This window comes from Stutzerimonas nosocomialis (assembly GCF_005876855.1).
In the GTDB taxonomy this organism is placed as follows: Bacteria; Pseudomonadota; Gammaproteobacteria; order Pseudomonadales; family Pseudomonadaceae; genus Stutzerimonas; species Stutzerimonas nosocomialis.
Map to the genome: position 1 here is coordinate 19,748 of NZ_QLAE01000031.1, position 24,583 is coordinate 44,330.

Annotated in this window: 18 protein-coding genes and 3 pseudogenes; 18 read left to right on the forward strand and 3 right to left on the reverse strand. The window is 62.7% G+C overall.

Annotation, left to right across the window (positions count from 1 at the left end):
• Nucleotides 1–63: 63 nt before the first annotated feature.
• Together DN824_RS17205 and DN824_RS17210 are read left to right on the forward strand one after the other, a co-directional pair.
• Nucleotides 64–2,814, forward strand: coding sequence for a response regulator (locus DN824_RS17205; protein WP_194150427.1), 2,751 nt, complete (start codon nt 64–66; stop codon nt 2,812–2,814).
• Between the two features lie 302 nt (nt 2,815–3,116).
• Nucleotides 3,117–3,836 (forward strand): 4'-phosphopantetheinyl transferase family protein, encoded by a 720-nt coding sequence (locus tag DN824_RS17210; protein ID WP_138409640.1) that lies wholly within the window; start codon nt 3,117–3,119, stop codon nt 3,834–3,836.
• Between the two features lie 232 nt (nt 3,837–4,068).
• On the opposite strand, the gene DN824_RS17215 is transcribed toward DN824_RS17210, so the two are convergent.
• Together DN824_RS17215 and DN824_RS17220 are read right to left on the reverse strand one after the other, a co-directional pair.
• Nucleotides 4,069–5,667, reverse strand: coding sequence for an ATP-binding protein (locus DN824_RS17215; RefSeq protein ID WP_138409641.1), 1,599 nt, complete (start codon nt 5,665–5,667; stop codon nt 4,069–4,071).
• Between the two features lie 10 nt (nt 5,668–5,677).
• Nucleotides 5,678–6,406, reverse strand: coding sequence for a winged helix-turn-helix domain-containing protein (locus DN824_RS17220; RefSeq protein WP_138409642.1), 729 nt, complete (start codon nt 6,404–6,406; stop codon nt 5,678–5,680).
• 660 nt (nt 6,407–7,066) lie between these two features.
• Between DN824_RS17220 and DN824_RS17225 the strand changes: the two genes are divergently transcribed.
• From DN824_RS17225 to DN824_RS17285, 13 genes and pseudogenes are all read left to right on the forward strand, one after another.
• A complete protein-coding gene (locus DN824_RS17225; RefSeq protein WP_138409643.1) occupies nt 7,067–9,979 on the forward strand; it encodes a ribonucleoside-diphosphate reductase subunit alpha in 2,913 nt (970 codons plus the stop codon).
• 300 nt (nt 9,980–10,279) lie between these two features.
• Nucleotides 10,280–11,524: a ribonucleotide-diphosphate reductase subunit beta gene (locus DN824_RS17230; protein ID WP_138409644.1), complete on the forward strand. Its 1,245-nt coding sequence runs from the start codon at nt 10,280–10,282 to the stop codon at nt 11,522–11,524.
• 34 nt (nt 11,525–11,558) lie between these two features.
• The gene (locus tag DN824_RS17235; protein ID WP_138409645.1) at nt 11,559–11,846 is read left to right on the forward strand and encodes a hypothetical protein; all 288 of its coding nucleotides are present in this window, start codon (nt 11,559–11,561) and stop codon (nt 11,844–11,846) included.
• A complete protein-coding gene (locus DN824_RS17240) occupies nt 11,843–12,742 on the forward strand; it encodes a nucleotide-binding protein (protein ID WP_282097008.1) in 900 nt (299 codons plus the stop codon). Before DN824_RS17235 ends, DN824_RS17240 begins: the two co-directional genes overlap by 4 nt.
• Nucleotides 12,743–13,660: 918 nt before the next feature.
• A pseudogene (locus tag DN824_RS17245) lies at nt 13,661–13,936 on the forward strand (REP-associated tyrosine transposase); the annotation flags it as partial.
• A 161-nt stretch (nt 13,937–14,097) separates the two neighbouring features.
• Nucleotides 14,098–14,605 (forward strand): annotated as a pseudogene (locus tag DN824_RS17250) (REP-associated tyrosine transposase).
• Between the two features lie 444 nt (nt 14,606–15,049).
• The gene (locus DN824_RS17255; RefSeq protein ID WP_138409646.1) at nt 15,050–15,685 is read left to right on the forward strand and encodes a hypothetical protein; all 636 of its coding nucleotides are present in this window, start codon (nt 15,050–15,052) and stop codon (nt 15,683–15,685) included.
• Nucleotides 15,686–16,050: 365 nt separating this feature from the next.
• Nucleotides 16,051–16,437: a BRO family protein gene (locus DN824_RS17260; protein ID WP_158295397.1), complete on the forward strand. Its 387-nt coding sequence runs from the start codon at nt 16,051–16,053 to the stop codon at nt 16,435–16,437.
• A gap of 73 nt (nt 16,438–16,510) precedes the next feature.
• On the forward strand, nt 16,511–17,896 hold the full coding sequence (locus DN824_RS17265; protein WP_241666725.1) for a hypothetical protein: 1,386 nt from the start codon (nt 16,511–16,513) through the stop codon (nt 17,894–17,896).
• Nucleotides 17,893–18,282, forward strand: a complete 390-nt coding sequence (locus DN824_RS17270) for a hypothetical protein (RefSeq protein WP_138409648.1) — start codon at nt 17,893–17,895, stop codon at nt 18,280–18,282. Before DN824_RS17265 ends, DN824_RS17270 begins: the two co-directional genes overlap by 4 nt.
• A 109-nt stretch (nt 18,283–18,391) precedes the next feature.
• Complete coding sequence (locus DN824_RS17275; protein ID WP_138409649.1) at nt 18,392–18,850, forward strand: ABZJ_00895 family protein; 459 nt, start codon at nt 18,392–18,394, stop codon at nt 18,848–18,850.
• A gap of 411 nt (nt 18,851–19,261) precedes the next feature.
• On the forward strand, nt 19,262–19,687 hold the full coding sequence (locus DN824_RS17280; RefSeq protein ID WP_138409650.1) for a DUF2141 domain-containing protein: 426 nt from the start codon (nt 19,262–19,264) through the stop codon (nt 19,685–19,687).
• A gap of 146 nt (nt 19,688–19,833) precedes the next feature.
• Nucleotides 19,834–20,265: pseudogene (locus DN824_RS17285) on the forward strand (GNAT family N-acetyltransferase); the annotation flags it as partial.
• 39 nt (nt 20,266–20,304) lie between these two features.
• Here DN824_RS17285 and DN824_RS17290 read toward each other — a convergent pair.
• On the reverse strand, nt 20,305–21,048 hold the full coding sequence (locus tag DN824_RS17290; RefSeq protein WP_138409672.1) for a class I SAM-dependent DNA methyltransferase: 744 nt from the start codon (nt 21,046–21,048) through the stop codon (nt 20,305–20,307).
• Nucleotides 21,049–21,312: 264 nt separating this feature from the next.
• Between DN824_RS17290 and DN824_RS17295 the strand changes: the two genes are divergently transcribed.
• The 3 genes from DN824_RS17295 to DN824_RS17305 all read left to right on the forward strand — a co-directional run bounded on the left by DN824_RS17295 (nt 21,313) and on the right by DN824_RS17305 (nt 24,310).
• Nucleotides 21,313–22,623: a methyl-accepting chemotaxis protein gene (locus DN824_RS17295; protein WP_138409651.1), complete on the forward strand. Its 1,311-nt coding sequence runs from the start codon at nt 21,313–21,315 to the stop codon at nt 22,621–22,623.
• 121 nt (nt 22,624–22,744) lie between these two features.
• Nucleotides 22,745–23,254: a hypothetical protein gene (locus DN824_RS17300; RefSeq protein ID WP_138409652.1), complete on the forward strand. Its 510-nt coding sequence runs from the start codon at nt 22,745–22,747 to the stop codon at nt 23,252–23,254.
• The gene (locus tag DN824_RS17305) at nt 23,255–24,310 is read left to right on the forward strand and encodes a hypothetical protein (protein WP_138409653.1); all 1,056 of its coding nucleotides are present in this window, start codon (nt 23,255–23,257) and stop codon (nt 24,308–24,310) included. It abuts the gene before it with no gap.
• The last annotated feature ends 273 nt before the right edge of the window (nt 24,311–24,583 follow it).

Below are 24,583 nucleotides of genomic sequence, written 5' to 3' on the forward strand. Positions count from 1 at the left end.
CCGCAGATTCCCATCGGCCTAATCGCTACACTTGTCCGCTGCCAATCCGGGGATAGAAAGACCGTGCTCAGACATCTAGGAATCAGAGGCCGCGTGCTGATGCTCACGCTGTTGCCGAGCACCCTGCTCGCGGTGGGCCTGGGCGCCTACTTCACCTGGATGCAGCTGTCGGAAATGCGCCAGGAGCTCAACGAGCGTGGCCAGCTGATCGCACGCCAGCTGGCGCCCCTGGCCGCACCGGCGATGGCCCAGGGCTACGGCAACCGCCTGCAGCGAATCCTCAACCAGGTGCTCGACCAGCCCGACGTGCGCGCCGTCGCGATACTCGACTCCGACCGCAGCCTGCGCGCCTACTCCGGCCCGAGCATGCTCACCCCCTCGCCACCCGGCGACCCGCTGGGCCTGACCCAGGTCAGCAGCCTGGACACCACGCGCATCCTGATGCCGGTGCTCAGCCGTCACCAGAACCTCGCCGAGGACATCCGCGGCAACGACGACCGCCTGATCGGCTGGCTCGAACTCGAGCTGTCCCACCACAACACCCTGCTGCGCGGCTATCGCAGCCTGTTCGCCAGCCTGCTGATCGTCGGTGCCGGGCTGATCGTCACCGCCCTGCTGGCACTGCGCATGAGCCGCACCATCAGCCGCCCGCTGCAGCGCATCAAGCTGGCGGTCGCGCAGCTCAAGGACGGCCACCTGGAAACCCGCCTGCCGGCCCTCGGCAGCTACGAGCTGGACGAACTGGCCGCCGGCATCAACCGCATGGCCGAGGCGCTGCTCAGCGCCCGCGAGGAATTGCAGCAGAGCATCGACCAGGCCACCGAGGACGTGCGCCAGAACCTCGAAACCATCGAGATCCAGAACATTGAGCTCGACCTCGCACGCAAGGAGGCGCTGGAAGCCAGCCGGATCAAGTCCGAATTCCTCGCCAACATGAGCCACGAGATCCGCACGCCGCTCAACGGCATCCTGGGCTTCACCCACCTGCTGCAGAAAAGCGACCTCACCCCGCGCCAGCACGACTACCTCTCGACCATCGAGAAATCGGCCGACAGCCTGCTGGGCATCATCAACGAGATCCTCGACTTCTCGAAGATCGAGGCCGGCAAGCTGGTGCTCGAGGCCATCCCCTTCAACCTGCGCGACCTGATCGAAGACACCCTCACCATCCTCGCCCCGGCCGCCCACGCCAAGCAGCTCGAACTGGTCTCCCTGATCTACCGCGACACGCCGCTGTCGTTGGTCGGCGACCCGCTGCGCCTCAAGCAGGTGCTGACCAACCTGGTGAGCAACGCCATCAAGTTCACCTACGAGGGCACCATCGTCGTGCGGGCGATGGTCGAGGACGAAAGCAGCGACCGCGCCCAGCTGCGCATCAGCGTCCAGGACACCGGCATCGGCCTGACCGACCAGGACCTTCGCGCGCTGTTCCAGGCCTTCAGCCAGGCCGACAACTCGCTCTCGCGCCAACCGGGCGGCACCGGGCTCGGGCTGGTCATCTCCAAGCGCCTGATCGAGCAGATGGGCGGCGAAATCGGCGTCGAGAGCATTCCCGAAGAAGGCTCGGAGTTCTGGATCAGCCTGAGCCTGCCCAAGGCCCGCGACGACATCGAGGACCTGCCCCGCGCCCCGCTGATCGGCCGCCGCGTCGCCGTCATCGAACCCCATCCGCTGGCCCGCCAGGCCCTGCAACACGAACTGGAGGACTGCGGTCTGAAGGTGCTGACCTTCGAAACCTTCGACACCCTGCAGCAGGCGGTGGCGGCCGAACGGCTGGAGAACAAGCCGATCACCCTCGCCGTGCTCGGCGTCAGCCAGGTGGAGTTCCCGCCGCAGCGGCTCGGGCAGATGCTCTGGGAGCTGGAAAAGGCCGGCTGCAAAACGGTGGTGCTCTGCCCCACCACCGAGCAGGCGCTGTACCACGAAGCGCTGCCCGAAGCCCACGCCCAGCTGCAGGCCAAGCCGGCCTGCACGCGCAAGCTGCAACGCGCCCTGCTGGAACTGGTCAGCCCGCAACTCTCGCTGCTCGGCACCAACCTGCACGTCGCCCCGAGCCGTCCGCCGCGCATCCTGTGCGTGGACGACAACCCGGCCAACCTGCTGCTGGTGCAGACCTTGCTCAGCGACCTGGGCGCCGAGGTGGAGGCCGTGGACAACGGCCAGTCGGCCATCGAGGCGGTACGCGAACAGGCCTTCGACATGGTCTTCATGGACGTCCAGATGCCCGGCATGGATGGCCGCCAGACCACCGAGGCGATCCGCCAGTGGGAAGGCGCCAACGGCCAGCCGCCGCTGCCGATCATCGCCCTGACCGCCCACGCCCTGGCCAACGAGAAGCGCTCGCTGCTGCAGAGCGGGCTGGACGACTACCTCACCAAGCCGATCAGCGAGCGCCAGCTGGCGCAGGTCGTGCTCAAGTGGACGGGCCTCGCGCTGCGCAACCAGGCGCCGGACATGGGCGAACTGCCGGCCCTGCAGGACAACCTCGACGTGCTCGACGCCGAGGAAGGCCTGCGCCTGGCCGCCGGCAAACCGGACCTGGCCGCCGACATGCTGCGCATGCTGCTCGCCTCGCTGGACGCCGATCGACTGGCCATCCAGAACGCGCGCCAGACCGGCGACCGCAACGCCCTGCTCGAACGCATCCACCGCCTGCACGGCGCCACGCGCTACTGCGGCGTCCCCCAGCTGAGGGCCGCCTGCCAGCGCAGCGAAACCCTGCTCAAGCAGAACCACCCCATGACCGACGCCGCCCTGGACGAACTCAACACCGCCATCGAGCGCCTGGAAGACGAGGCGGAGAGCATGCTCTGACCTGTCAGCGCGCCTGATCGCCCGGGGCGCTTGCGCAGACGTCCCGGGCGACTCCCATGCGAGAACCGCTCAGAAGACTCGGTCAAGCAGGCGTCCCCGACCGCTCCGAAACAAACCGCACCAGCGGACCCGGTCCACTAAGCGCCAGAGCCCGGAGCCCGACAAAAGCACCAGAAGCACCAATGCCCGAGGGAGCGGTCTTGACCGCGAATGAGCTCCCCACCGTCTACCGATCCCCACACGAAAACCCACCGACCGCTCTAGCCTCACCCCAACCGCCGCTTTTACGTCAGAATCCCCCCATGACGACCCCACCTCTCCCCTTGCCCCGCTGCTGCACGGCGCTGTCCAGCGACTGGCCGTTCCCCTTTCCGGCAAGGGGCGCGCGACTGGTCAGCACGCGCTTCGATCCGGCACGCCTCGACCCCGAGGACTTCGGCCGCTGCGGCATCGCGGCCCCACGCGGGGCTGGCAAGCGGCAGACCGAATACCTCGCCGGCCGCCTCTGCGCCCATGAAGCGCTACGCCTGACCCATGGCAACGGCGCGGTGGTCCAGTCCAACGAAGACCGATCCCCCGCCTGGCCGGCCGGCTGTGTCGGCTCGATCACCCATGGCGGCGGCTGGGCGGGCGCGGTCGTCGGGCAGGCCTCGCACTGGCGCGGGCTTGGCCTGGACGTGGAAAGGCGACTCGACGCCGGGCGCGCCGATCGCCTGATGGAAGAAATCCTCACCCCCGCCGAGCGCGAGGGTTACGCCATCCTGGACGACGCCGAACGCGCCCTGAAGGTGACCGTCACCTTCTCGCTGAAGGAAAGCCTGTTCAAGGCGCTCTACCCGCTGGTGCAGACACGCTTCTATTTCGAACACGCCGAACTCGTCCACCTCGGCCAGGACGGCAGCGCCCGCCTGCGCCTGCTCACCGACCTCTCGCCCGGGTGGCACCGGGGGGCCGAACTGGACGGACAGTTCGTATGCTTCGAGAATTACCTGCTGAGCCTGGTCGGCATCCCCGCGACGTAAACCATTCGCCCACCTGCGATTTGTCACTCCAGCCCCCTGCGGAAATATTTTCCCCACACAAGCGCGCCACAGACCCAGCGTGGGAACGGTCTTGATCGCGAATGGACTTGGGCAACGAAAGAGACCTGCCTGCCTCTCCCCCAGGCTGAGGGCGTGCCGGACGCTCATGCCCGGTCGACCGTCCCAATCCAAACACCAGGCTGTCGAGCGCAGGGCCTTGCCCTCACCGCCCTTACCCCTGCTTCGTCGGCCAGACGAGGCTGAAGCGGGCGCCGCCCAGTTCGCTGTGATCGAGATGCGTCCGGCCGCCATGCCAATAGATGATGCGCCGCACGATGGACAGCCCCAGGCCATGCCCGCCGGAAGCCCGGGTGCGGCTGTCGTCCAGGCGCAGGAACGGCGTGAACACCTTTTCCCAGGCCTCTTCCGGCACGCCGGGGCCGTCGTCCTCGACATCCAGCCGGGCGTGGGTGGCCTCCATGTGGACGCTCACCCGCACCCGCGATTCGGCGTGGCGCATGGCGTTGGTGATCAGGTTGGTCAGCGCGCGGCGCAAGTAGCGCGGTTCGGTGTCGGCCCAGGCCCGGCCGTCCTGCGGCACGCTGCCGACGCCGCGCTCGACCCGCACGTCCGGACGCAACGGCGCGAGCTCGGCGATCACCTGGTCGACCAGGGCCTGCACGTCGACCGCTTCGAAGGTCAGCGCCGGCGAACCCTGCTCCAGGCGCGACAGCACCAGCATTTCGTCCACCAGCCGGTCGAGGTCGTCGATATCGGCGTCCATGCCCTCCAGGTATTTCTCGCGTGCCTCGGGCTGCTGCGCCTGGCCGACCATCTCCAGCCCGAAGCGCAGGCGCGCCACCGGCGTGCGCAGCTCATGGGCCACGGCGCGGACCATCTCGCGCTGGATGTTCAGCAGCCGCTGCAGGTGCAGCGCCATGCCGTTGAACGCCGCGGCCAGCCGGCCGACCGAGTCGGGGCTGGCGTCGGGCACGCGGGTCGCCAGGTCGCCGTCGGCGATTCGGGTCGCGGCGCGTTCGAGCTGGCGAAGCCGGTTTTCCAGCTGGCGCACCAGCAGGTAGACCGTCAGGCCGATCAGGGACAGCCCCAGCGCCGCGATCAACGCAAGCAGCTGCGGCGGATAGGGGTTCATCTGATACAACGGCCCGAGCTGGACGATCCAAGGCGTACCGGCGATGGCGGCAAACACGCGGATCGCATCGCCGCCGCGGTCCAGCGCCATCACCGTGTCGCCTTCATCCAGGCGCCGGCGCTGATCGTCGTCGAGGCTGGCGCTGTCGCGGGTCACCAGCTGCAGCTCGAAACCGAACTGCCGCGCCTCCTTCAATTCGGCCAGACGCTGCGCCTGTTCCTCCTGCGGGTAGCGGATCAGCTCGTCGATCAGCAGATAGATAGTGGCGCGCGCCAGCTGTTCGCTGACCTGCTCGACCTCGCCGGTGAGCACCAGGCCGTCCTCGGCGCTGACCAGGCTGTACACCGTCACCGCGTGCGGCCGGGTCTGCTCCACCAGCACCTGCCCGCGCAGCAGGCGCGCCTCCAGCCGCCCTTCGAGCCGGACATCCTCGAGGGTGCGCACCCGCAGTGGAATGCCCAGCAGCCGCCCCCAGAGGTTGGCGGCCTGACGGCGATCCACCGGGGTCATCTGCCGCATGTTGTAGGCCATGAGGTTGAAGGTCCCGCTGGCCAGCCGCTCGCGGTGCTGGTCGGAGCGCACCTGGTTGAGCAGCTGCACCCCGCCGACACCGAGCAGCGCCACCAGCAGCAGGACGGCGAGCATGCCGCCGTAGATGCGCAGGAAGATGGATTTCATCGGGACGGCATCACACCAGCGCCTCGGCCGCTTCGGCGACGAAGAGGTAGCCCTTGCCGCGCAGCGTCTTGATCAGCCTGGGATGCTCCGGGTCGTCGCCGATCTTCGGCCGGATGCGCGAGATGCGCACGTCGATGGAGCGGTCCTGGCCGTCGTATTCGATGCCGCGCAGCTGGACGAAGATCTCTTCGCGCGACAGCGTGCGCCCCGGGTTGGAAACCAGCAGCCAGAGCAGGTCGAACTCCGCGCCGGTCAGCTCGATGCCCTCGCCGCGCAGCCAGGCCTCGCGCAGCACGCTGTCGACCACCAGCGGGCCGTACTGCAGCCGCCGGGGATCGGCCGAGGCGCCCGCCGTGTTGTCCGGCGCCTCGCGACGGCGCAGCAGCGCCCGGATACGCGCCAGCAGGACTCGCGGCCTGACCGGCTTGCAGACGTAGTCGTCGGCACCGTTTTCCAGGCCGAGGACTTCGTCGAGGTCGTCATCGCGGGCGGTGAGGATAAGGATGGGGCCGTCATAGTCCGGGCGAACCTGCTGGCAGATGCTGTGGCCGTCGGCGCCCGGCAGCATCAGGTCGAGCACCACCAGGTCCGGCCGCTCGGCCAGGATGCGCTCGGCGGCCCGGGCGCCGTCGGCCTCGATGGCCACGCGCAGGCCGTTGAGCTCCAGGTACTCGCGAGTCAGCTGCGCCAGACGTTGATCGTCCTCGACGATGAGGATCTGCCAGGCTTCGTGCTCCACCGTCTTTCTCCACATTTGAGGGCGCAGCCACTGCGCCAGGCGGACGGCATTGTAGCAACGGCCGGCCCCTGCGACAGGCACCACCACGAAGCGCCTGGAAACACAAGATGTAGTGGTCGTCTCAGTCTTAAAAAAAACCTCGGGCAACCGGCCCGCGGCAATAAGAGAACTGTCATGGCGCGGGCTTAGGATCGACGCCGCCTGCAGCGTTTTACCCCATGGAAACCCACAGGTTATCCACAGCATTTAGGCGCTTGCCAGACACCCACCCAAACACTATCTTGTATCCCCATCGCCAAACACACCTACATGTTGGGTTTTGGCACGAAACACAAGCACAAATTGGTTGCCAAAGAAAAGCCCTTTCGACGTGCTTTTCGGCCCATCGAGTGCAGCGTTGTACGACACCCCAGCGGCCGTTACGCACGGCCGCGGGCCGCATGGCTATCGCCTGGCCCATCCGGTTGCAGCCGTGCCACAGGCCGGCGCGCAACACAAGGGGTTGTGGTTGTCACGTGCAAGGCACAAGCGGACTTGAAAGCCAGGAAGGCACTTCGCAGCGTGCTTGCCTGTGATCGGAGGGGCGGCGTCCCGAGTGGTACGCCGCGTTGAACCAGGCGACACCGAAGTGTCGATAAATCAGAAACAGTGGAGACCCTAATGCAGACCGAGACCACTCGCGAGAACCCGCAGGCCAGCGCGCCGAAGGGCGCCGATGCCACCCAGGATCTGGTAGCCACCGCGCCGGGCCAGCTGCGCGTGATCAAGCGCAACGGCACCGTCGTCCCCTACACCGACGACAAGATCACCGTAGCCATCACCAAGGCGTTCCTCGCAGTGGAAGGCGGCAACGCCGCCGCTTCCTCGCGCATCCACGACACCGTGCGCCGCCTGACCGAACAGGTCACCACCACCTTCAAGCGCCGCATGCCCTCGGGCGGCACCATCCACATCGAAGAAATCCAGGACCAGGTCGAACTGGCCCTGATGCGCGCCGGCGAGCAGAAGGTCGCCCGCGACTACGTCATCTACCGCGAAGCCCGCGCCCAGGAGCGCAAGAGCGTCAGCGCCGCCGGTGGCGAGATCGCCCAGCCGCACCCGACCATCCGCGTGACCCGCGCCGACGGCAGCCTGAGCCCGCTGGACATGGGCCGTCTGCAGACCATCATCGCCGAAGCCTGCGAAGGCCTAGCCGAGGTCGACGCCGCGCTGATCGAGCGCGAAACCCTGAAGAACCTCTACGACGGCGTCGCCGAGAAGGACGTCAACACCGCCCTGGTGATGACCGCCCGTACCCTCGTCGAGCGCGAGCCGAACTACAGCCAGGTGACCGCCCGCCTGCTGATGGACACCCTGCGCGCCGAAGCGCTGGGCTTCCTCGGCGTGGCCGAAAGCGCCACCCACCACGAAATGGCCGAGCTGTACGCCAAGGCCCTGCCCGCCTACGTCGAGAAAGGCGTCGAGTTCGAGCTGCTGGCCCCGAACCTCAAGGACTTCGACCTGGAGCGCCTGGGCGCGGCGATCGATCACGAGCGCGACCAGCAGTTCACCTACCTGGGCCTGCAGACCCTCTACGACCGCTACTTCATCCACAAGGACGGCACCCGCTTCGAACTGCCGCAGATCTTCTTCATGCGCGTGGCCATGGGCCTGGCCACTGAAGAGAAGGACAAGGAAGCGCGCGCCATCGAGTTCTACAACCTGTTGTCGTCCTTCGACTACATGAGCTCGACGCCGACCCTGTTCAACGCCGGCACCCTGCGTCCGCAGCTGTCCTCGTGCTACCTGACCACCGTCCCGGACGACCTGGGCGGCATCTACGACGCCATCCGCGACAACGCCCTGCTGTCCAAATTCGCCGGCGGCCTGGGCAACGACTGGACCCCGGTGCGCGCGCTGGGCGCCTACATCAAGGGCACCAACGGCAAGAGCCAGGGCGTCGTGCCCTTCCTCAAGGTGGTCAACGACACCGCCGTTGCGGTCAACCAGGGTGGCAAGCGCAAGGGCGCGGTCTGCGCGTACCTCGAAACCTGGCACATGGACATCGAAGAGTTCATCGAGCTGCGCAAGAACACCGGTGACGACCGTCGCCGCACCCACGACATGAACACCGCGAACTGGATTCCGGACCTGTTCATGAAGCGCGTGTTCGACGATGGCCAGTGGACCCTCTTCTCGCCGTCCGACGTACCGGACCTGCACGACCTGACCGGCCGCGCCTTCGAAGAACGCTACGAGTACTACGAAGAGCTGACCAAGTACGGCAAGATCAAGCTGTTCAAGACCATCCCCGCCAAGGACCTGTGGCGCAAGATGCTCTCGATGCTGTTCGAGACCGGCCACCCGTGGCTGACCTTCAAGGACCCGTGCAACCTGCGCAGCCCGCAGCAGCACGTGGGCGTGGTGCACAGCTCCAACCTCTGCACCGAGATCACCCTGAACACCAACAAGGACGAGATCGCCGTCTGCAACCTGGGCTCGGTCAACCTGCCGAACCACATCGTCGACGGCAAGCTGGACCTCGCCAAGCTGGAGAAGACCGTCAAGACCGCGGTACGCATGCTCGATAACGTCATCGACATCAACTACTACTCGGTCCCGCAGGCGCAGAACTCCAACTTCAAGCACCGCCCGGTGGGCCTGGGCCTGATGGGCTTCCAGGACGCGCTGTACCTGCAGCACATTCCCTACGGCTCGGACGCGGCCGTGGACTTCGCCGACAAGTCCATGGAAGCCATCAGCTACTACGCCATCCAGGCCTCCTGTGACCTGGCCGACGAGCGTGGCGCCTACCAGAGCTTCCAGGGTTCGCTGTGGAGCCAGGGCATCCTGCCGCTCGACTCGCAGCAGATCCTCATCGAGCAGCGCGGCCAGAAGTACATCGACGTCGACCTCGCCGAGTCCCTGGACTGGGCCCCGGTGCGCGAGCGCGTGAAGAAAGGCATCCGCAACTCGAACATCATGGCCATCGCGCCGACCGCGACCATCGCCAACATCACCGGCGTGTCGCAGTCCATCGAGCCGACCTACCAGAACCTCTACGTGAAGTCGAACCTCTCGGGCGAATTCACCGTGATCAACCCCTACCTGGTGCGCGACCTCAAGGCGCGCGGCCTGTGGGACCCGGTCATGGTCAACGACCTCAAGTACTACGACGGCTCCGTTCAGCAGATCGAGCGCATCCCCCAGGACCTCAAGGACCTCTACGCCACCGCGTTCGAAGTCGAGACCAAGTGGATCGTCGATGCTGCCAGCCGTCGCCAGAAGTGGATCGATCAGGCGCAGTCGCTCAACCTGTACATCGCCGGTGCCTCGGGCAAGAAGCTCGACGTGACCTACCGCATGGCCTGGTACCGTGGCCTGAAGACCACCTACTACCTCCGTGCCCTGGCCGCGACCAGCACCGAGAAGTCCACCATCAACACCGGCAAGCTCAACGCCGTGTCCAGTGGTGGCAACGACGGCCTCAGCGCCGCGCCGGCCCCCGCCGCCGCCCCGGCAGCAGAGCCGAAGCCGGCACCGGTGCCGCTGGCGTGCAGTATCGATAACCCGGACTGCGAAGCCTGCCAGTAATAAAGGAAGGCGGACGCATCTGGGCGGCGAGCGCTGCGTTGCCTGCCGAGCCGGACCCCATCACGTACAGCTGTACGCTCAGGGGTTCCGACTCGACAGGCGCCTTGCGCTCACTCGCCCAGCTTCGCCCTTACACCGAGTGGCCTGATTCGTAGGGTGGATGCCGCTTTTCGCATCCACCGATGCGGCCCACTCATGGTCGACAGCGACCTACAGATTCCGCGCTTTTGCGTGCAAACCAGAAGCCACCCCAACATATCCGACCGGCCATGACCGGTCCCCAATCAGGAGCAATCGCACATGCTGAGCTGGGACGAATTCGACAAACCCGAAGAAGGCACCACCCCGGCCGTCGCGCCGCAACCGACCGTTGCCGACGGCAACGCGCGTCTCGATAACGAAGCCGCAGGCTCGGTCGAAGAAGCCCGCGCCGTCGCCGCCGACGACTCCGACGCCGTCGCACGCGCCAAGAAAGCCCTCGACGACCTGGACATCCAGGAAGGCCTCAACGAACTCGAAGGCGAATCGGCCCGCGTACGCGTGGACGAGAAGCGCATGATCAATGCGCGCGCCGACCTCAACCAGCTCGTCCCCTTCAAGTACGACTGGGCCTGGCAGAAGTATCTGGATGGTTGCGCCAACCACTGGATGCCGCAGGAAGTGAACATGAACGCCGACATTGCCCTGTGGAAGAGCAAGGACGGCCTCTCCGAAGACGAGCGCCGCATCGTCAAGCGCAACCTCGGCTTCTTCTCCACCGCCGACAGCCTGGTCGCCAACAACCTCGTGCTGGCCGTGTACCGCCTGATCACCAACCCCGAGTGCCGCCAGTACATCCTGCGCCAGGCCTTCGAAGAGGCGATCCACACCCACGCCTACCAGTACTGCATCGAATCGCTGGGCATGGACGAAGGCGAGATCTTCAACATGTACCACGAGATCCCGAGCGTCGCGAAGAAGGCTTCCTGGGGCCTCAAGTACACCCGCTCGATCTCCGACCCGAACTTCACCACCGGCACCGTCGAGACCGACAAAGAGTTCCTGCGCAACCTCATCGCCTACTACTGCGTGCTCGAAGGCATCTTCTTCTACTGCGGCTTCACCCAGATCCTCTCCATGGGCCGCCGCAACAAGATGACCGGCACCGCCGAGCAGTTCCAGTACATCCTGCGCGACGAGTCCATGCACCTGAACTTCGGCATCGACGTGATCAACCAGATCAAGATCGAAAACCCGCACCTGTGGGACGCCGCCATGAAGGACGAAGCGACCCAGATGATCCTCCAGGGTACGCAGCTCGAAATCGAATACGCCCGCGACACCATGCCCCGCGGCGTCCTCGGCATGAACGCCGCGATGATGGAGGACTACCTCAAATTCATCGCCAACCGCCGTCTGACCCAGATCGGCCTGAAGGAAGAGTACCCAGGCACCACCAACCCGTTCCCGTGGATGAGCGAGATTATGGACTTGAAGAAAGAGAAGAACTTCTTTGAGACGCGGGTGATTGAGTATCAGACGGGTGGGGCGTTGAGCTGGGATTGATCGGCGACCATCGCTTTTTATAGGAGGGAGTCTTATGTTCGAGATCCAGGGACTGAATAAGCTACAAAGAGAGTTGGACCAAGCCCAGCGTGCGTTAGACGAATTGGATGGTGAGTTAGGAACCGTCCAGTTCGATCCGCACGACCCTGCAAGCATCGAGACCGCAATTCAGTCTGTTTGCCAAATGATCGATAGTCGGGTTGGTCAATACTCATCCAATCCGATCGTAGGCTCGCTAACTGACCACATAAAAGAATCATATCGAGAGAACATTGTTCAGAAAGCGGCCGAGGCTAGGCTTCAAGTCGAAGAGGATGAATGATGGCTCAGGACCTCTTTGCTGAAATCAACAACGCAGTTCTTGATCTGCAGGCTTCGCAACTTCAAACATATGAACGCCCACTGAAAAAGCTCGCTCAATTGTTGAGGCACCCTGAGCTCGCGCCCTACACCAGTGAGCTGACAGAGGGGCTAGATCTGGACCTCTTTCTCAAGGAAAGCGAAAAATCCGGCGGAAGCTTTGTGGGAAGCGCCCAACTGGCCTTTCCAGATGACCCTAAGGAAGAGCTCGGATTGACTTTACTTCTCATCCAGAAGCTGGGTGATAACCCGCGCTATGCAATCAATTTCAGCCATCACTTTTTCTATTCTGGGAAAAAGGTTATCGCCGGCATCCACTCTTTAACTGGGCAACTCATCATTCCTTTTGTTCGTGACTTCAGAAATTACGTCCAAGCCAAAGGAAACACCCAACCCGTGTTAAAGCCTCCTCTTTCAAGCAAAGTCTTCATTGTGCATGGGCACGATGATGGGGCGCGCGAAACAGTGGCGCGCTTCTTGGAGCGTATCGGGCTAGAAGCCATCATCCTGCACGAGCAGGCTAATCAAGGCCGTACCGTTATCGAAAAAGTGATTGCGCACGGTGATGTCGGCTTTGCCGTGGTCCTGCTCACCCCCGACGACGAAGGCTGTGCGAAGGGTGGAAATCCTGAACCGCGGGCCAGACAAAACGTTCTGCTGGAGCTGGGCTACTTTATTGGCCGCCTGGGTCGCGATAAGGTCTGCGCCCTCAAGCGGGGCACGCTAGAGATCCCTAGTGACTTTGCAGGCGTCGTTTGGGAACAGATGGACAGTGGCAGCGGTTGGAAGCAAGCCCTTGCTCGCGAACTGGCGGCAGCAGGCCACGATATCGACTGGAACAAGGTGATGCGCAGTTGATGATGCCTTTGTCGAGAGCGAGGTAGCCTGGAAATGGCGCGTGGAAAAGACTTCGCCGTTTTCCACCCTACGCCGATGCCTTGGCGGAATGGTTGGGTGCGCTCACGTAGCAAGTAGCTGGAAGCGAGTAGCACTGGAAAGCGCGTGGAAATGGCTTCGAGGTTTTTCCACCCTACGCAATGCCGATGCGCCGATGGAATGGCGAATGAGATAACGTAGGGTGGATAACGCTTTGCTTATCCACCGATACGGATCTCCCGCCAACACAACGTTCAAGGATGAGCCGCATGTCTCGATACCGCCGCGCCCAAGTGTAATTAACTGATAATCTGCTCCGCACCATTGACGACGTGCTGCTCGTGCCGGAACGCCAAATATATGGGAACGGACCAGCAAGCTTTCAGCACTGCAGACGTAAACCTATTAGCCGTTGGGCTCTATAAGCCGGATAAACCAAAACTAGCGAGTTAGCGTACCGACGAGCATAAAAGGAGACAGATTTTTTTTGAAAAGCGTCAGAACTATCTTGACGCTCTGCTCGATCTAAAGCCTTACAGGTAGATTCAACCTTTTCTGGAATCTTCAAAAAGGACTAAAGCATTGACCTCGTTCGACAATGTATTCACCGGCGTCTTTAGCGGTATTGTCACGACAATAATTCTGTATTTTGGTGCCCTATTTATTCAAAAGGTGGTTAATCCCTGGATAACAAAACTTCGCTATTCCGGGGTAGACCTGTCTGGAAAGCGAGGTAGCCTGGAAGAGACGCGTGGAAAAGGCTGCGCCGTTTTCCACCCTACGCTCCGGCAACGTCGATGCGTCGGCGGTATGGGCGGGTGAGCTGGCGTAGGGTGGATAACGCTTTGCTTATCCACCGATACTTACCTCCCGCCAACACCACGCTCAAGGATGAGCCGCATGTCTCGATACCGCCGCGCCCAAGTGCCGGGCGCCAGCTATTTCTTCACGGTCAATCTACTCAACCGTCGAAGCGACCTTCTTGTTCGCCATGTCGACCTGCTGCGTGAAACCGTTCGCGCCACGAAGAGCCTCCACCCGTTTCACATCGATGCCTGGGTCGTCCTGCCTGATCACATGCATTGCGTCTGGACGCTACCGGACGGCGACGCCGATTTCGCATTACGCTGGAAGGTCATTAAGTTCGCGTTTGCCAAGCGACTGCCAAAAACCGAGCGAGGTAGCCTGGAAGTGACGCGTGGAAAAGGCTTCGCCGTTTTCCACCCTACGCCGATGTGCCGGCGGAATGGGTGGGTACGTTGACGTAGGGTGGATAACGCTTCGCTTATCCACCGATACGAACCCTGTCGCCAACACAACGCTCAAGGATGAGCCGCATGTCTCGATACCGCCGCGCCCAAGTGCCGGGCGCTACCTATTTCTTCACCGTCAATCTGCGTGACCGCCGAAGCGACCTCCTTGTTCGCCATGTCGACCTGCTGCGCGAGACGGTTCGCGCCACCAAAGACCGCCACCCCTTTCGCATCGATGCCTGGGTCGTCCTGCCTGACCATATGCACTGCGTCTGGACGCTACCCGACGGCGACGCCGATTTCGCGCTGCGCTGGAAGGTCATCAAGTTCGCCTTTGCCAGGCGGCTGCCGAAAACCGAGGCCCTGACCGCAACGCAACGAGCCCGCGGCGAGCGAGGGCTCTGGCAACGGCGTTATTGGGAGCATCTGATCCGTGACGAGCGCGATTTACCGGCACCATGTGGATTACGTGCACTTCAACCCGCTGAAGCACGGGTTGGTTACTCGCGTATCGGACTGGCCCTACTCCAGCTTCCATCGCGCCGTCACGGCTGGCCTTTATCCCAGCGACTGGTGCGGTGCGCCGAGGTAGCCGGCAAAAACGCGTGGAAAAGGCTTCGCCGTTTTCCACCCTACCCGCTTCGTCTGCGGGAGCGAACCACCTCATTCCTTGAGAAACCTGGAGCGTCGCCGATAACGGTTGGAGCGCGAAGAGCAGCGCCCGCAGATGAAGCCCCAATGTCGGAGACGCTTGATGAGCACCGTTAAAAGATCTGCCTTGAAATCCCGCTTGCCGTTCTGTGCGGCAATACTCCTCGGCCTGGCTCTGATCTCAACGCCTCAGCTGTCATCGGCCAAAGGCTGTGGCCCGAGCGGCGCTACGTTGCAGCAAGGCCCCAAGGGCGGTTGCTTTTACATCAATCGCAACGGCAACAAGACCTACGTGGACAGGGCCTGCTGCCGTTAACTCCCAAGAACACGTAACGTCCGTAGTCCGCCTCACCGCCGCCAGCGGCACTCGAGAAAAGGAATTTCCATGCCCGGCATCAGCCATGTCGCCCGTACGTTTCAGATGTTTCTTGCCGACCTGCAGACGCGCCGAGCGCAGGCATTGCCCGAGCTCTCCCAGCTGCGTAACGGCTTCGAAGGTTGGCTGAAGATCGAACTGTATCTCTGGCTTATCGAACGCCACGGACTGCGGGCCGGGGTTGACGTCGGGGTCGAGTACAAGGTCTGGCTCGATCAGCGGCGCGGCCAGATGGACCGGGAGACGAAGCAGTGCGACCTGTGGGCACGCGATGCCGACGCGCATGACTACTACCACTACATCGAACTGAAAGTCCCGTTCGCCAACTACAACCAGGGCAAGCTGTTCCTCAGCGCTTCGGATGACTTCTGGTACATGTCACGGCTCTTGGCGGGCGACCAGTCGGCCTCGACGGGAAGCGCCATCCTGCTGGGGGCAGGCTTCGACGAACAGCCCTGGCGGCAGGCCATCAACGAGGCGGTCGAATACGCCGGCAACGACCCGGCCCACGTCCAGCTCGCGATTGGCACACTCATGCTGGACACGGCGCCGCCGCTGCAATGGGCAGTGATGACCAGGGTTTACCCGACCCGCAGTGCCTCCATATTGCCGACCTTCGAGGCAGCACCGCTTTCGGTTGGCTGAAGCGACGAGGGTAGCGAGGCCTGCAAAGGCTTCGCCGCTGTCGCCTGCGAACGGTTACCCCTTGCCGCACCGCCTTGACCCCTTCCCCGTTACCTCCTACCCTCCGCGTTCGGCGCCTAAGAAACGCCTCACGTAGCGGCTAGCCCGCTTCCGACATCTGCGGCTTTTTTGCGCCTGCGGCCCGCCCGTGCGCGCAAGAAAAACACCTCTGCGACGTCGGGAGTGGGCTAATACAAGACCCGAAAGGGGAATATGTCCGGCCCTCTACGTGGGGTTTCTTAGCTCCCGGCACCCAGCCCTAAGAAAGCTGATTTCACGTAGAGGTAAAGGACATGCCAACTCCCCATCACCCTCGCTTCGAGGGAATGCGTCTTTCCGTTCACCATGAACATGACGGCCGGCTCTGGTTCGACGGCAACGAAGTCGCCCGTCTGCTGGACTACTCCGACGGCGCGCTTGCGATCCACCAGTACTGCCGGGTGGAAGGCCTGAGCTTCGGCGAAGGCGACCACCCCGAACCTCGGCTGGATCTGGAAAACGTCTATCGTCTTGCCTTCGCCAGCCGCTCTGCCTACGCGCCGCGCTTTAGCGCGTGGCTCACCCACCGCCTCCTGCCCCAGCTCTGCAACCCGAAATCGAGCTGCGTGCACCTCTTCGGCCGCCAACTGCAAATCCTGGACTGGCAGGACGACTGGTGGATACGAATGCGGGATGTCGTCGAGGCCTTCGACATAGGCCGGACGGTGAGATGACGCCTTTGCGCCGTCCTTGCGGGCGGCGCAACAGGGCAAACCGGAACCTAGCGCGTTTGATAGAGATGGGCTTTTGGCTTGGGAAACCCGCCCTGAACACATCGCCCGCCCTTCACCGAGCCGTGAACAGGCGCTGATCGAACGCCGCCTTGAACGGATAGACTGCGACCCGATTCAGCACTACAGGGAGATTTTCATGGGAATGGACAACCTTAAGGACCCGGCCTACCCGTTCGATCAAGGCTGGGACATGGACACCGGCTGGAAGGCGGACAATGCCGGCAACCGCGACTCCAGTTGGATGCCTGACCGGGGATGGGGCCGTCAGGCGCAGCTGCCGAAGACCGAGCGAGGCAACGGCGGCGCCTCCTTCGCTGCGTGGGAGCAGAAGGCCGAAGCCACGCAGGAGCTTTCCGACTGGCCGCCGCCTGGCATCCTCAAGCTCCCCGAGGCTCTGCCGCCCGGTTTCTACGTCGTGCCTCGCAGCATGCCTGGTGAGCAGGTGCTCGCCAAGTTGTTTGCCGATACGCCCCATAATCATTTGGTCAGCCGCATCAAGGCGCTAAACCCCACCTTTGCGAAGGGCTTCAAAGCCGGGGAAATGTTCGTTCTGGGCAACCTGATCAACCCTACCGCCTGTTCGCGCGAAGAAGCCGACCTGATGGTGGCCGCCGCCGAGGTGCGTACGGCTTTGGAACCGCTGAGCGAGGGCGAGGCCGATTTCATGATGAAGCATCAGGCCGAAATCGCCCTGATGGTGGGCGGCGCCGGCGAATCGCTCGGGATCGGCACCGCTATGCTTGGCAAAGGTTTGAAGCAGATCGAAAGCACGCTGCGTGACATCGAATTCCTGCATCAACGTGAGTTCGCCACCCATGGACATCTGCAAAGTCAGCAGTTCTTCGCTTCGCGCCAGCAGCTGTACCGCCAGCTCGATAATCAGCTGAAAGCGACCTTCCTGGGTAAGCAACTTGGCCTGGGCAGCTACCCTGCGCTGCGCCAAGACCTCGGCATATCCACCCGAAGCCTGGTGCATCACTGGAGCAGAGGCGGCACACCCGGCCAGATTCCTGGCTACGCCACCCACATGGACGAAATCGCCAAAGCAGCCAAGTACCTCAAGTATGGTGGCCATATCGGTATTGCTCTGGGCGGTACGGCCTCTACGTTGAAGGTCAAAGAGGTTTGTCAGGCAGGCGAAACTCAGGCGTGTCAGAAGATTCGATTTACCGAGACGGGGAGCTTTGCCGGGGCGCTGGGTGGTGGGGCGCTAGCTGTGGCGATTGCTAGTCCTGCTGCGGGTTCGATTTGTGTCGCTCTTGGAGTAGCAACAGCCGGACTAGGCGGTGTTGCCTGCGGTCTGATAGTGGTTGGCGGGGCTTCGGTTGCTGGCGGTGCCGGTGGTGCAGCAGGTGGTGAGTGGATGGGAGAATTCTTGTACGGGCAGACTAAGCCATGACTGAGTTCTGGAACTCTTGGTGGGCATTCGCTTTTATGCTGGCCCCTTTCGCAATTGGCTTCTCCGGCATGCTCATGATTCTTGGCATGACATACCGACATCTCGACACGATTCTCCACACGTTCCCGAACAGCAAATATGTGCTACGACAGAAAATGCTTTGGGGTAATAGCGACCTTTGCTCCCGCTTTATTCTAACCAGCAGTTTGGCAGCTGTAGCATTGTTTCCGAAAGGCCACATAAACCGAGGAGACCTTTTGGAGAGCGAGGTTCGCAGCTTGCCCCGCTTCATCAAACGCCGCATGGTCATGGCCTGGTGGCTATGCTTGGCCGGTATGACTTGGCTCCTTGTGGCAGTCGGCCTGCTAAAGCTAACGGCGGACTGACTGCGACACACCGCCATCACCACACTCAGCGGTCGCTTCGCAAGGACTTACAAGAGCTGATTTTTTTGCTCACTTATCAATTTAACAATGCAAATACAAGGAAGTCACCATGGCATCGAAAAACGAAGTATCAGTCACCAAATATGTAGGATTGTTTGCATTACTAAACGCCTTATTAATGCTATTTTTTAACGTGCTTGCGCACGGTTTCGACATTGACCTCGGCTCCGGAGCAAACATAGCGATGCTTATGGGAGCGTCCATTATCACCTCAAACAAATTTGTAACAACCAACAAAAGAGCCCCAAATAACGCAGAAAAAAATAAGTTAACAATAGGCTGTCTAATATCATCATTTACCATATCGGCTGCTGGGTTTGCGATATTAATTTCCGTTGCACTAGGCCCACAAGCGCTTACTGAAATAACCACAATCCTTCCCGCGCTCTTTACGTTGACGGGACTCGTCATAATAACCGTAGTCACCTTGTTCTATTATTTAATGCTCAGCCTCTCATTTGGATGGCATGCAAATAAATCAGCCAAGAAGATCCAATCAAAAGCGTAACCCAACATCGCGGAACTTGTTATTTGACGCGCTGTAATGGCTATGCACGCCCCCATGCTTCGCGTGGGGACGCTCTAAGGTGTTGGCCTGCTCAAACTTACCGAGAGTAGAGCGAACAAAAAGAGCAGGCTTATTCCTGCACGGCAGTCTGCACGATCGCCACGCTTTCCCTGCGCCACAGGCCGCAGGCCTTAAGGGCACGAACCGCAATACCCAGGCCGCTCTGGTTTTGTCATACATTCTCAGGCCATCAGCTCACCGAACTAGCCGACTCAACGCGTTGACCGATCCCACGCTCTCCCGTGGACAACGCTTCGCCCGTTCCCTGAGTATGTCGGCCATCGACCTCCATACACCGCCATGGCGGACTATCCGCCCGGCGACTCGCTATCCCGAATTCGAGAGCACGACATGAAAGCACTTCCCACCCTGGGGCTCGCCCTTGCCCTTCTCGCAGCACCCACGGTTTACGCACAGGAGCTTGAGGTCACGCTCAGCGGACTTCAGCATGACAACGGTCAGGTGGCCGTGGCGGTGTATGCCGACCCGAAGACCTTCCGCAAGGAGAACCAGGCCTTCGCCGCGCAGAAGGCCAAGGCCGAGAAGGGAGTGGTGACGCTGGTGTTCAGCGACGTGCCGCCCGGGCGCTACGCGGTGCTGGCCTACCATGACGAGAACGACAACGGCGAGCTGGACCGGCGCTTCGGCATGATCCCCACGGAAGGCTACGGGCTGTCGAACAATCCCAAGGTCATGGGCCCGCCCTCGTTCGAAGACAGCGCCTTCGAGGTGACGGCCGACCAGCCTGCCGAGATCACCCTGGAGATGCGTTACTGACCGCTCCGCCCGCCACCCTCAACAAAGCGTCCCATGCCACAGACAGCGCGCACTGAGGAAGATCGGCCTACCGAGCCTCTCTTCCGCGCCCGATACCCATCCCGCGTACAATGCCCGCTTTGCCGCACCGATCCGGAGCCCCGCCCATGTTCACCCTCGTCCACCTGAACACCCCGCCGCCGGAGTCGATGAAAATCCAGGTGTTGCAGAGGGTGGTGGACTACCTCGGCGACATCAGCCCGGTATCGCTCACGCCGAGCAACCCGCTGTACCAGCTGTATCAGTACGTGGTGGGACTGGAGGTGCATCGTTATCTGGACAGCATGGATGGCGCGCAGGCGGGCAAGCCCGAGCTGATCATGGCGCTGGAGGCCGACGACCCGGCGCGCCTGCTCGGCTTCGCGCTGTATCTGCCCTATGTGGATGACCCCGACGCCTGCGCGCTGGTCTATCTGGCGGTGCAGGCCAGCCATCGGCGCCAGGGCATCGGCCGGGCCATGGTCGAGGCGATGGTCGCGCGTTACCCCCATGCGGAAGTGGCCTGCGTGGCCGGTAAAGTGCCGTATTTCGAAGCGCTCGATGGAAACGGCACGAAGGAGGCGCCCCCGCCCCTCGGGTCAACGCTTCACGCAGGCAAAAATCGCGTTCCCGGACGTCTGGTTCCAGGGCAGGATCCGCTCGTAATCGTGCTCGAGCACCTGCACCTCGAAGTGCGGCTCGAGCAGCGCCACCAGCTCGACGAAACTGACGGCCACCATGGGGTGTTCGTCGTGCCAGGTTTGGCATTCGCCTGCCGCCGTTTTCTCGATGCGCAGCTTCAACGACTGCCGCTCGCCATGCCCGACGTAGCTCCAGGCGGAGCTGAAGCTGAACAGGCCATCCGGGTGCCGGGCGCTGTGCGAGACGAACGAGTCGTTGTCGATCCGGTTCTTGTCGACGGCGTTGAAGCAGAAGAGCCCGCCCGGGGCCAAGGCGCGATGCACGCTGGCGATGCAGGCCTGCAATCGCTCGATCCCGGCGCTGTAGTGGATCGAATAGAGGAAGCAGGTGATCAGGTCGAGCGGCCGATCGACGCTGAAGCCGCACATGTCCTGCACGGAAAACTGCGCTTCCGGGCAGCGGATGGCCGCCTTGTCCAGCATGGGCTGGTTGATGTCGAGCCCGCCGCTTTCATAGCCGGCATCGATGAAGTGCCGCACGTGCGGCCCGGTGCCACAGGCGAGATCGAGGTGCCTGGTTCCGGCATTGCCGAACAGCTGCTGCAGCCGCTGGACACAGCGGCTCTGGGCGCGATAGTCGATATCGGCGCACATCAGATCGTAGTAACCCGACAGGTCGGTATAGAGGGCGTTGCCGGGCATGGTGACCTGGAGATGTTCAAGTGCGGCGTTGGCGGGCGCGCATCATAGCTCGCCCCGCCTGCAGAAAGTATCGGCCTTGCGACCAGTAGCCCGGGCGCCCGCGGACGAAGGGCGACGGCTTCCCGACCCGGCGGATGACCACGACCTTTATGCCTGCCCTGCCCTCGCTCCGAAGCGCCCGGCAAGGTTCCGATCAGCGCCGCTCAAGCGCAACGGCGGGCGGCCGATATGACCCGCATCGCCAGCATGATAGGGACGCCAGGAATGTTTAATAGCCGTTTAAAGAAGGAACTCGACGCCAAGGACGCGGAGCTGGCCACCCTGCGCCAGCTCATGAGCAAGATGAACGGCGACATGCTCTCGCTCACGCTGGACCCGGGGATCAGGATCACCGCCTTCAACGATCGCTTCGCGCGGACCCTGGGTTATTCCCGCGACCAGTTGCAGGGGCGGCATCTCGGGGAGATCGTTCCCCCCTACGTGAAGACGCTGCCGTGTTTCCACGCCTTCCACGCCGCGGTGGCCAAGCTCGAGGCGGTGAGCGACAACTACCGTTACCTGCGTGCCGACGGCAGCCTCGCCTGGCTGAAGATCCACTGGTATCCGATCGCGGGGCCGGACGGCAAGCTCTCGCACATCCAGGGCTTCGCCACCGACGTCAGCGAAGCGGTCTACCGGGCGAAGGAGAACGAGGCCTTCATCGCAGCCCTGCTCCGCTCGACGGCCGTCATCCAGTTCAACCTCGACGGCACCGTCGTCACGGCCAACGACCAGTTCCTGCGCACCATGGGCTACTCGCTCGTCGAAATCGAAGGCAAGCACCACAGCCTGTTCTGCCCAGCCGCCGACGCCGCCACGGCGGGCTACAAGGCGTTCTGGCAGAAGCTCAACCGCGGCGAATACGTCGCCGACCGCTTCAAGCGCATTGACCGCCACGGCCGCGAGGTGTGGCTCGAAGCGACCTACAACCCGGTGCACGACACCGAAGGCAAGCTCTGCAAGGTGGTCAAGTTCGCCACCGTCGTGTCCGATCAGGTAGTACGCGAAGCGGAAGTGCGGGAAGCGGCCGGCATCGCCTACGACATCTCGCTGCAGACCGACGTCAGCGCCGAACGCGGCGCCAGCGTGGTGAAGGAAACCCTGGTCACCATGCAGAAGATCGCGGACCAGGTGCAGTCGGCCACCGACGGGATCGAAGCCCTCGGCAAGCAGTCGCTGCTGATCAGCTCGATCGTGCAGACCATCGGTGGCATCGCGGCGCAGACCAACCTGCTGGCGCTCAACGCCGCCATCGAGGCCGCGCGGGCCGGCGAGCAGGGCCGCGGCTTCGCGGTGGTGGCCGATGAGGTCCGCCAGTTGGCCGGCAGGACGAGCGCGGCCACCGACGAGATCGTCACCGTGGTGCAGCAGAACCAGGCGCTGGCGGACGAGGCCGTGCACAACATGTTCGCCAGCCGCGAGCAGGCCGTGCAGGGGCTGGACCTCGCCAACCAGGCCGGCGCCGTCATCGTCGAGATCCAGGATGCCGCCAAGCAGGTGGTCAGCGCCGTCGGACGATTCGCCAAGGAGCTGTGAGGCCGGGTGCGCGGGGACGATCGCAGCGGCCTGCGATTGCCCCCTGCCCACACGCAACGCCCTGATGCCCTTAGGACTGACCCGCTGACCGATGAAACCTGAACCGTCGAAACAGCCCAAGATGGCTGACACGCTGTACCACGCCATGATCTGCGTATGCCTGGGCGCTTTGCTGCCCGCGTGCCATAGCGGCTATAGGCTGCTTGCGCCTCCCGCGCCGACCGATGAGATGTTCGGCATCTACGATGGGTTGATAAAAAAGCGCGTCAGGACAGGCAAGAGCAGCACGGTGATTTACTACATCAAGCTCAAAGACACACCTTCGCTCATCCGCCCCGACAATGACGACAGGACGATCCAGCGCCTGAAAAGAACACGCTACGGAAGCGGCCTCTGGATCACGAAGAAAACCAAACTCAGCACGCCCAGGGCAGAGCCTGCCCACTATCGGGCAATTGCGCTTTATTCCAACAACAAGATCTACGACCACCGAGACACCCAGGAGGCCGATCGGAGATCGACCAAGAGGACGCTGATCAAACCGCAGCTAGCAGTGTTTGTCGCCTCGATCCTGGCGCTTCGTTACCTGCGAAAAACCTCTTCCCCCTCAGACGAAAGACACGGACGTTGAATGCAAAAGAAATGGCTCGACCGCCCGGCTACTGAAGACACGGCATGGATCGATCTGGCGATCGAAGGCTCGAACGGCCTGTTTCGCCGCCACCTCTGGCTGGTGGCCAAGGTGGCGCCACCGCTGTTCGGCTTTGCCATATTCGTCTTGTACTTCTACCGTAACCGCTTCTACCCGAGTTTCGACCTGTTCCAGTTCACCTCACTGCTGCTGGCCGCAGCCGCCATCGGCTTCGTGGTGATCGGTGTGCTGGTGGTGCCGTTGTTCCTGCCCGGCGCCTGGATCTTCAGCCAGTTTCTCGACCACAAGGCGATCAAGGACGAGCTCCGGTATTCGCGCCCATACCTCGATCACGAGCGGGGCTGGTGGGTCCTCAAGCTAGGCTGCCTGGTGTACTGGCTGCCCTATCTGGCTTGCACGACAGGACTGGTGACCGTGCTGCTCCTGGCGCCGAAGCTGTTCGCCCTTTCGGTCATGCTGGTTCCGGTGTTGACGTGCCTGCTCGTCGGGCTGATCGTCCAAGCTGCCTTCGGGTTGCCCAGGTTCAGCTTTATCCGCTACCTGTGGACGACGGACGTGGCGGTCATGATCGTGGGTGGGTTCGTCACCGTCGTCCTGATCCAAAGCGCGCCGATCATCGAAGGGTTCGACATCGGTGCGTGGAAGTGGCTGGTGTATGGGCTGGTCATGATCGTGCTGTCGTTCATCGCCGCGATGTGTTCGTTCATTTTCATTGCCGGCTGGAATGTCGCCCTGCACTTTGCCGCCTTTTTCGCGCTGGCCATTGCCGGTTACAGCGGAGCGCTCACCACGCTTCCGGAGAAAACGGTGGGCGCGCTGGGGCTCGGCCATTATCGCGCGCAGACGCTTCTGCTGGAGCGAAGCTACTGCGACGCGATAGCAGCCGAGCAGCTACCGCTGGACGATGGCTGCGCGCTGACCGACATCCACGTGGTCTGGTCACTGGGCGAGCACCTGGTGTTCCGCACCGACGACGAACGAACGGTGCAGATCCCTTCCACATTCGTCCGGGCGATCGTGAGGTCGGATAAGTGAAGGTTGGGGCAGGCGGTCGCTCACCGCCTTGCCCAGCGCTCTATTTCCGGTTTCGGTTTCCTCACAGCTCACCACGATCACACGTCCTTTCGCAGCAGGCCCGACAGCCTGCCACGCCCCGCGTTGGCGCCTCGCACGGTGATGTCTCGCCCACGATGTATAGTTTGTAAATGATCTTTACTAACAAATGATAATTAATACTATTTGCACCGACCCGCGCGGGTCGTGAGCGCACCCGACACGTCGGCCGTACGGCGCGCGCGCGCGCGCGGG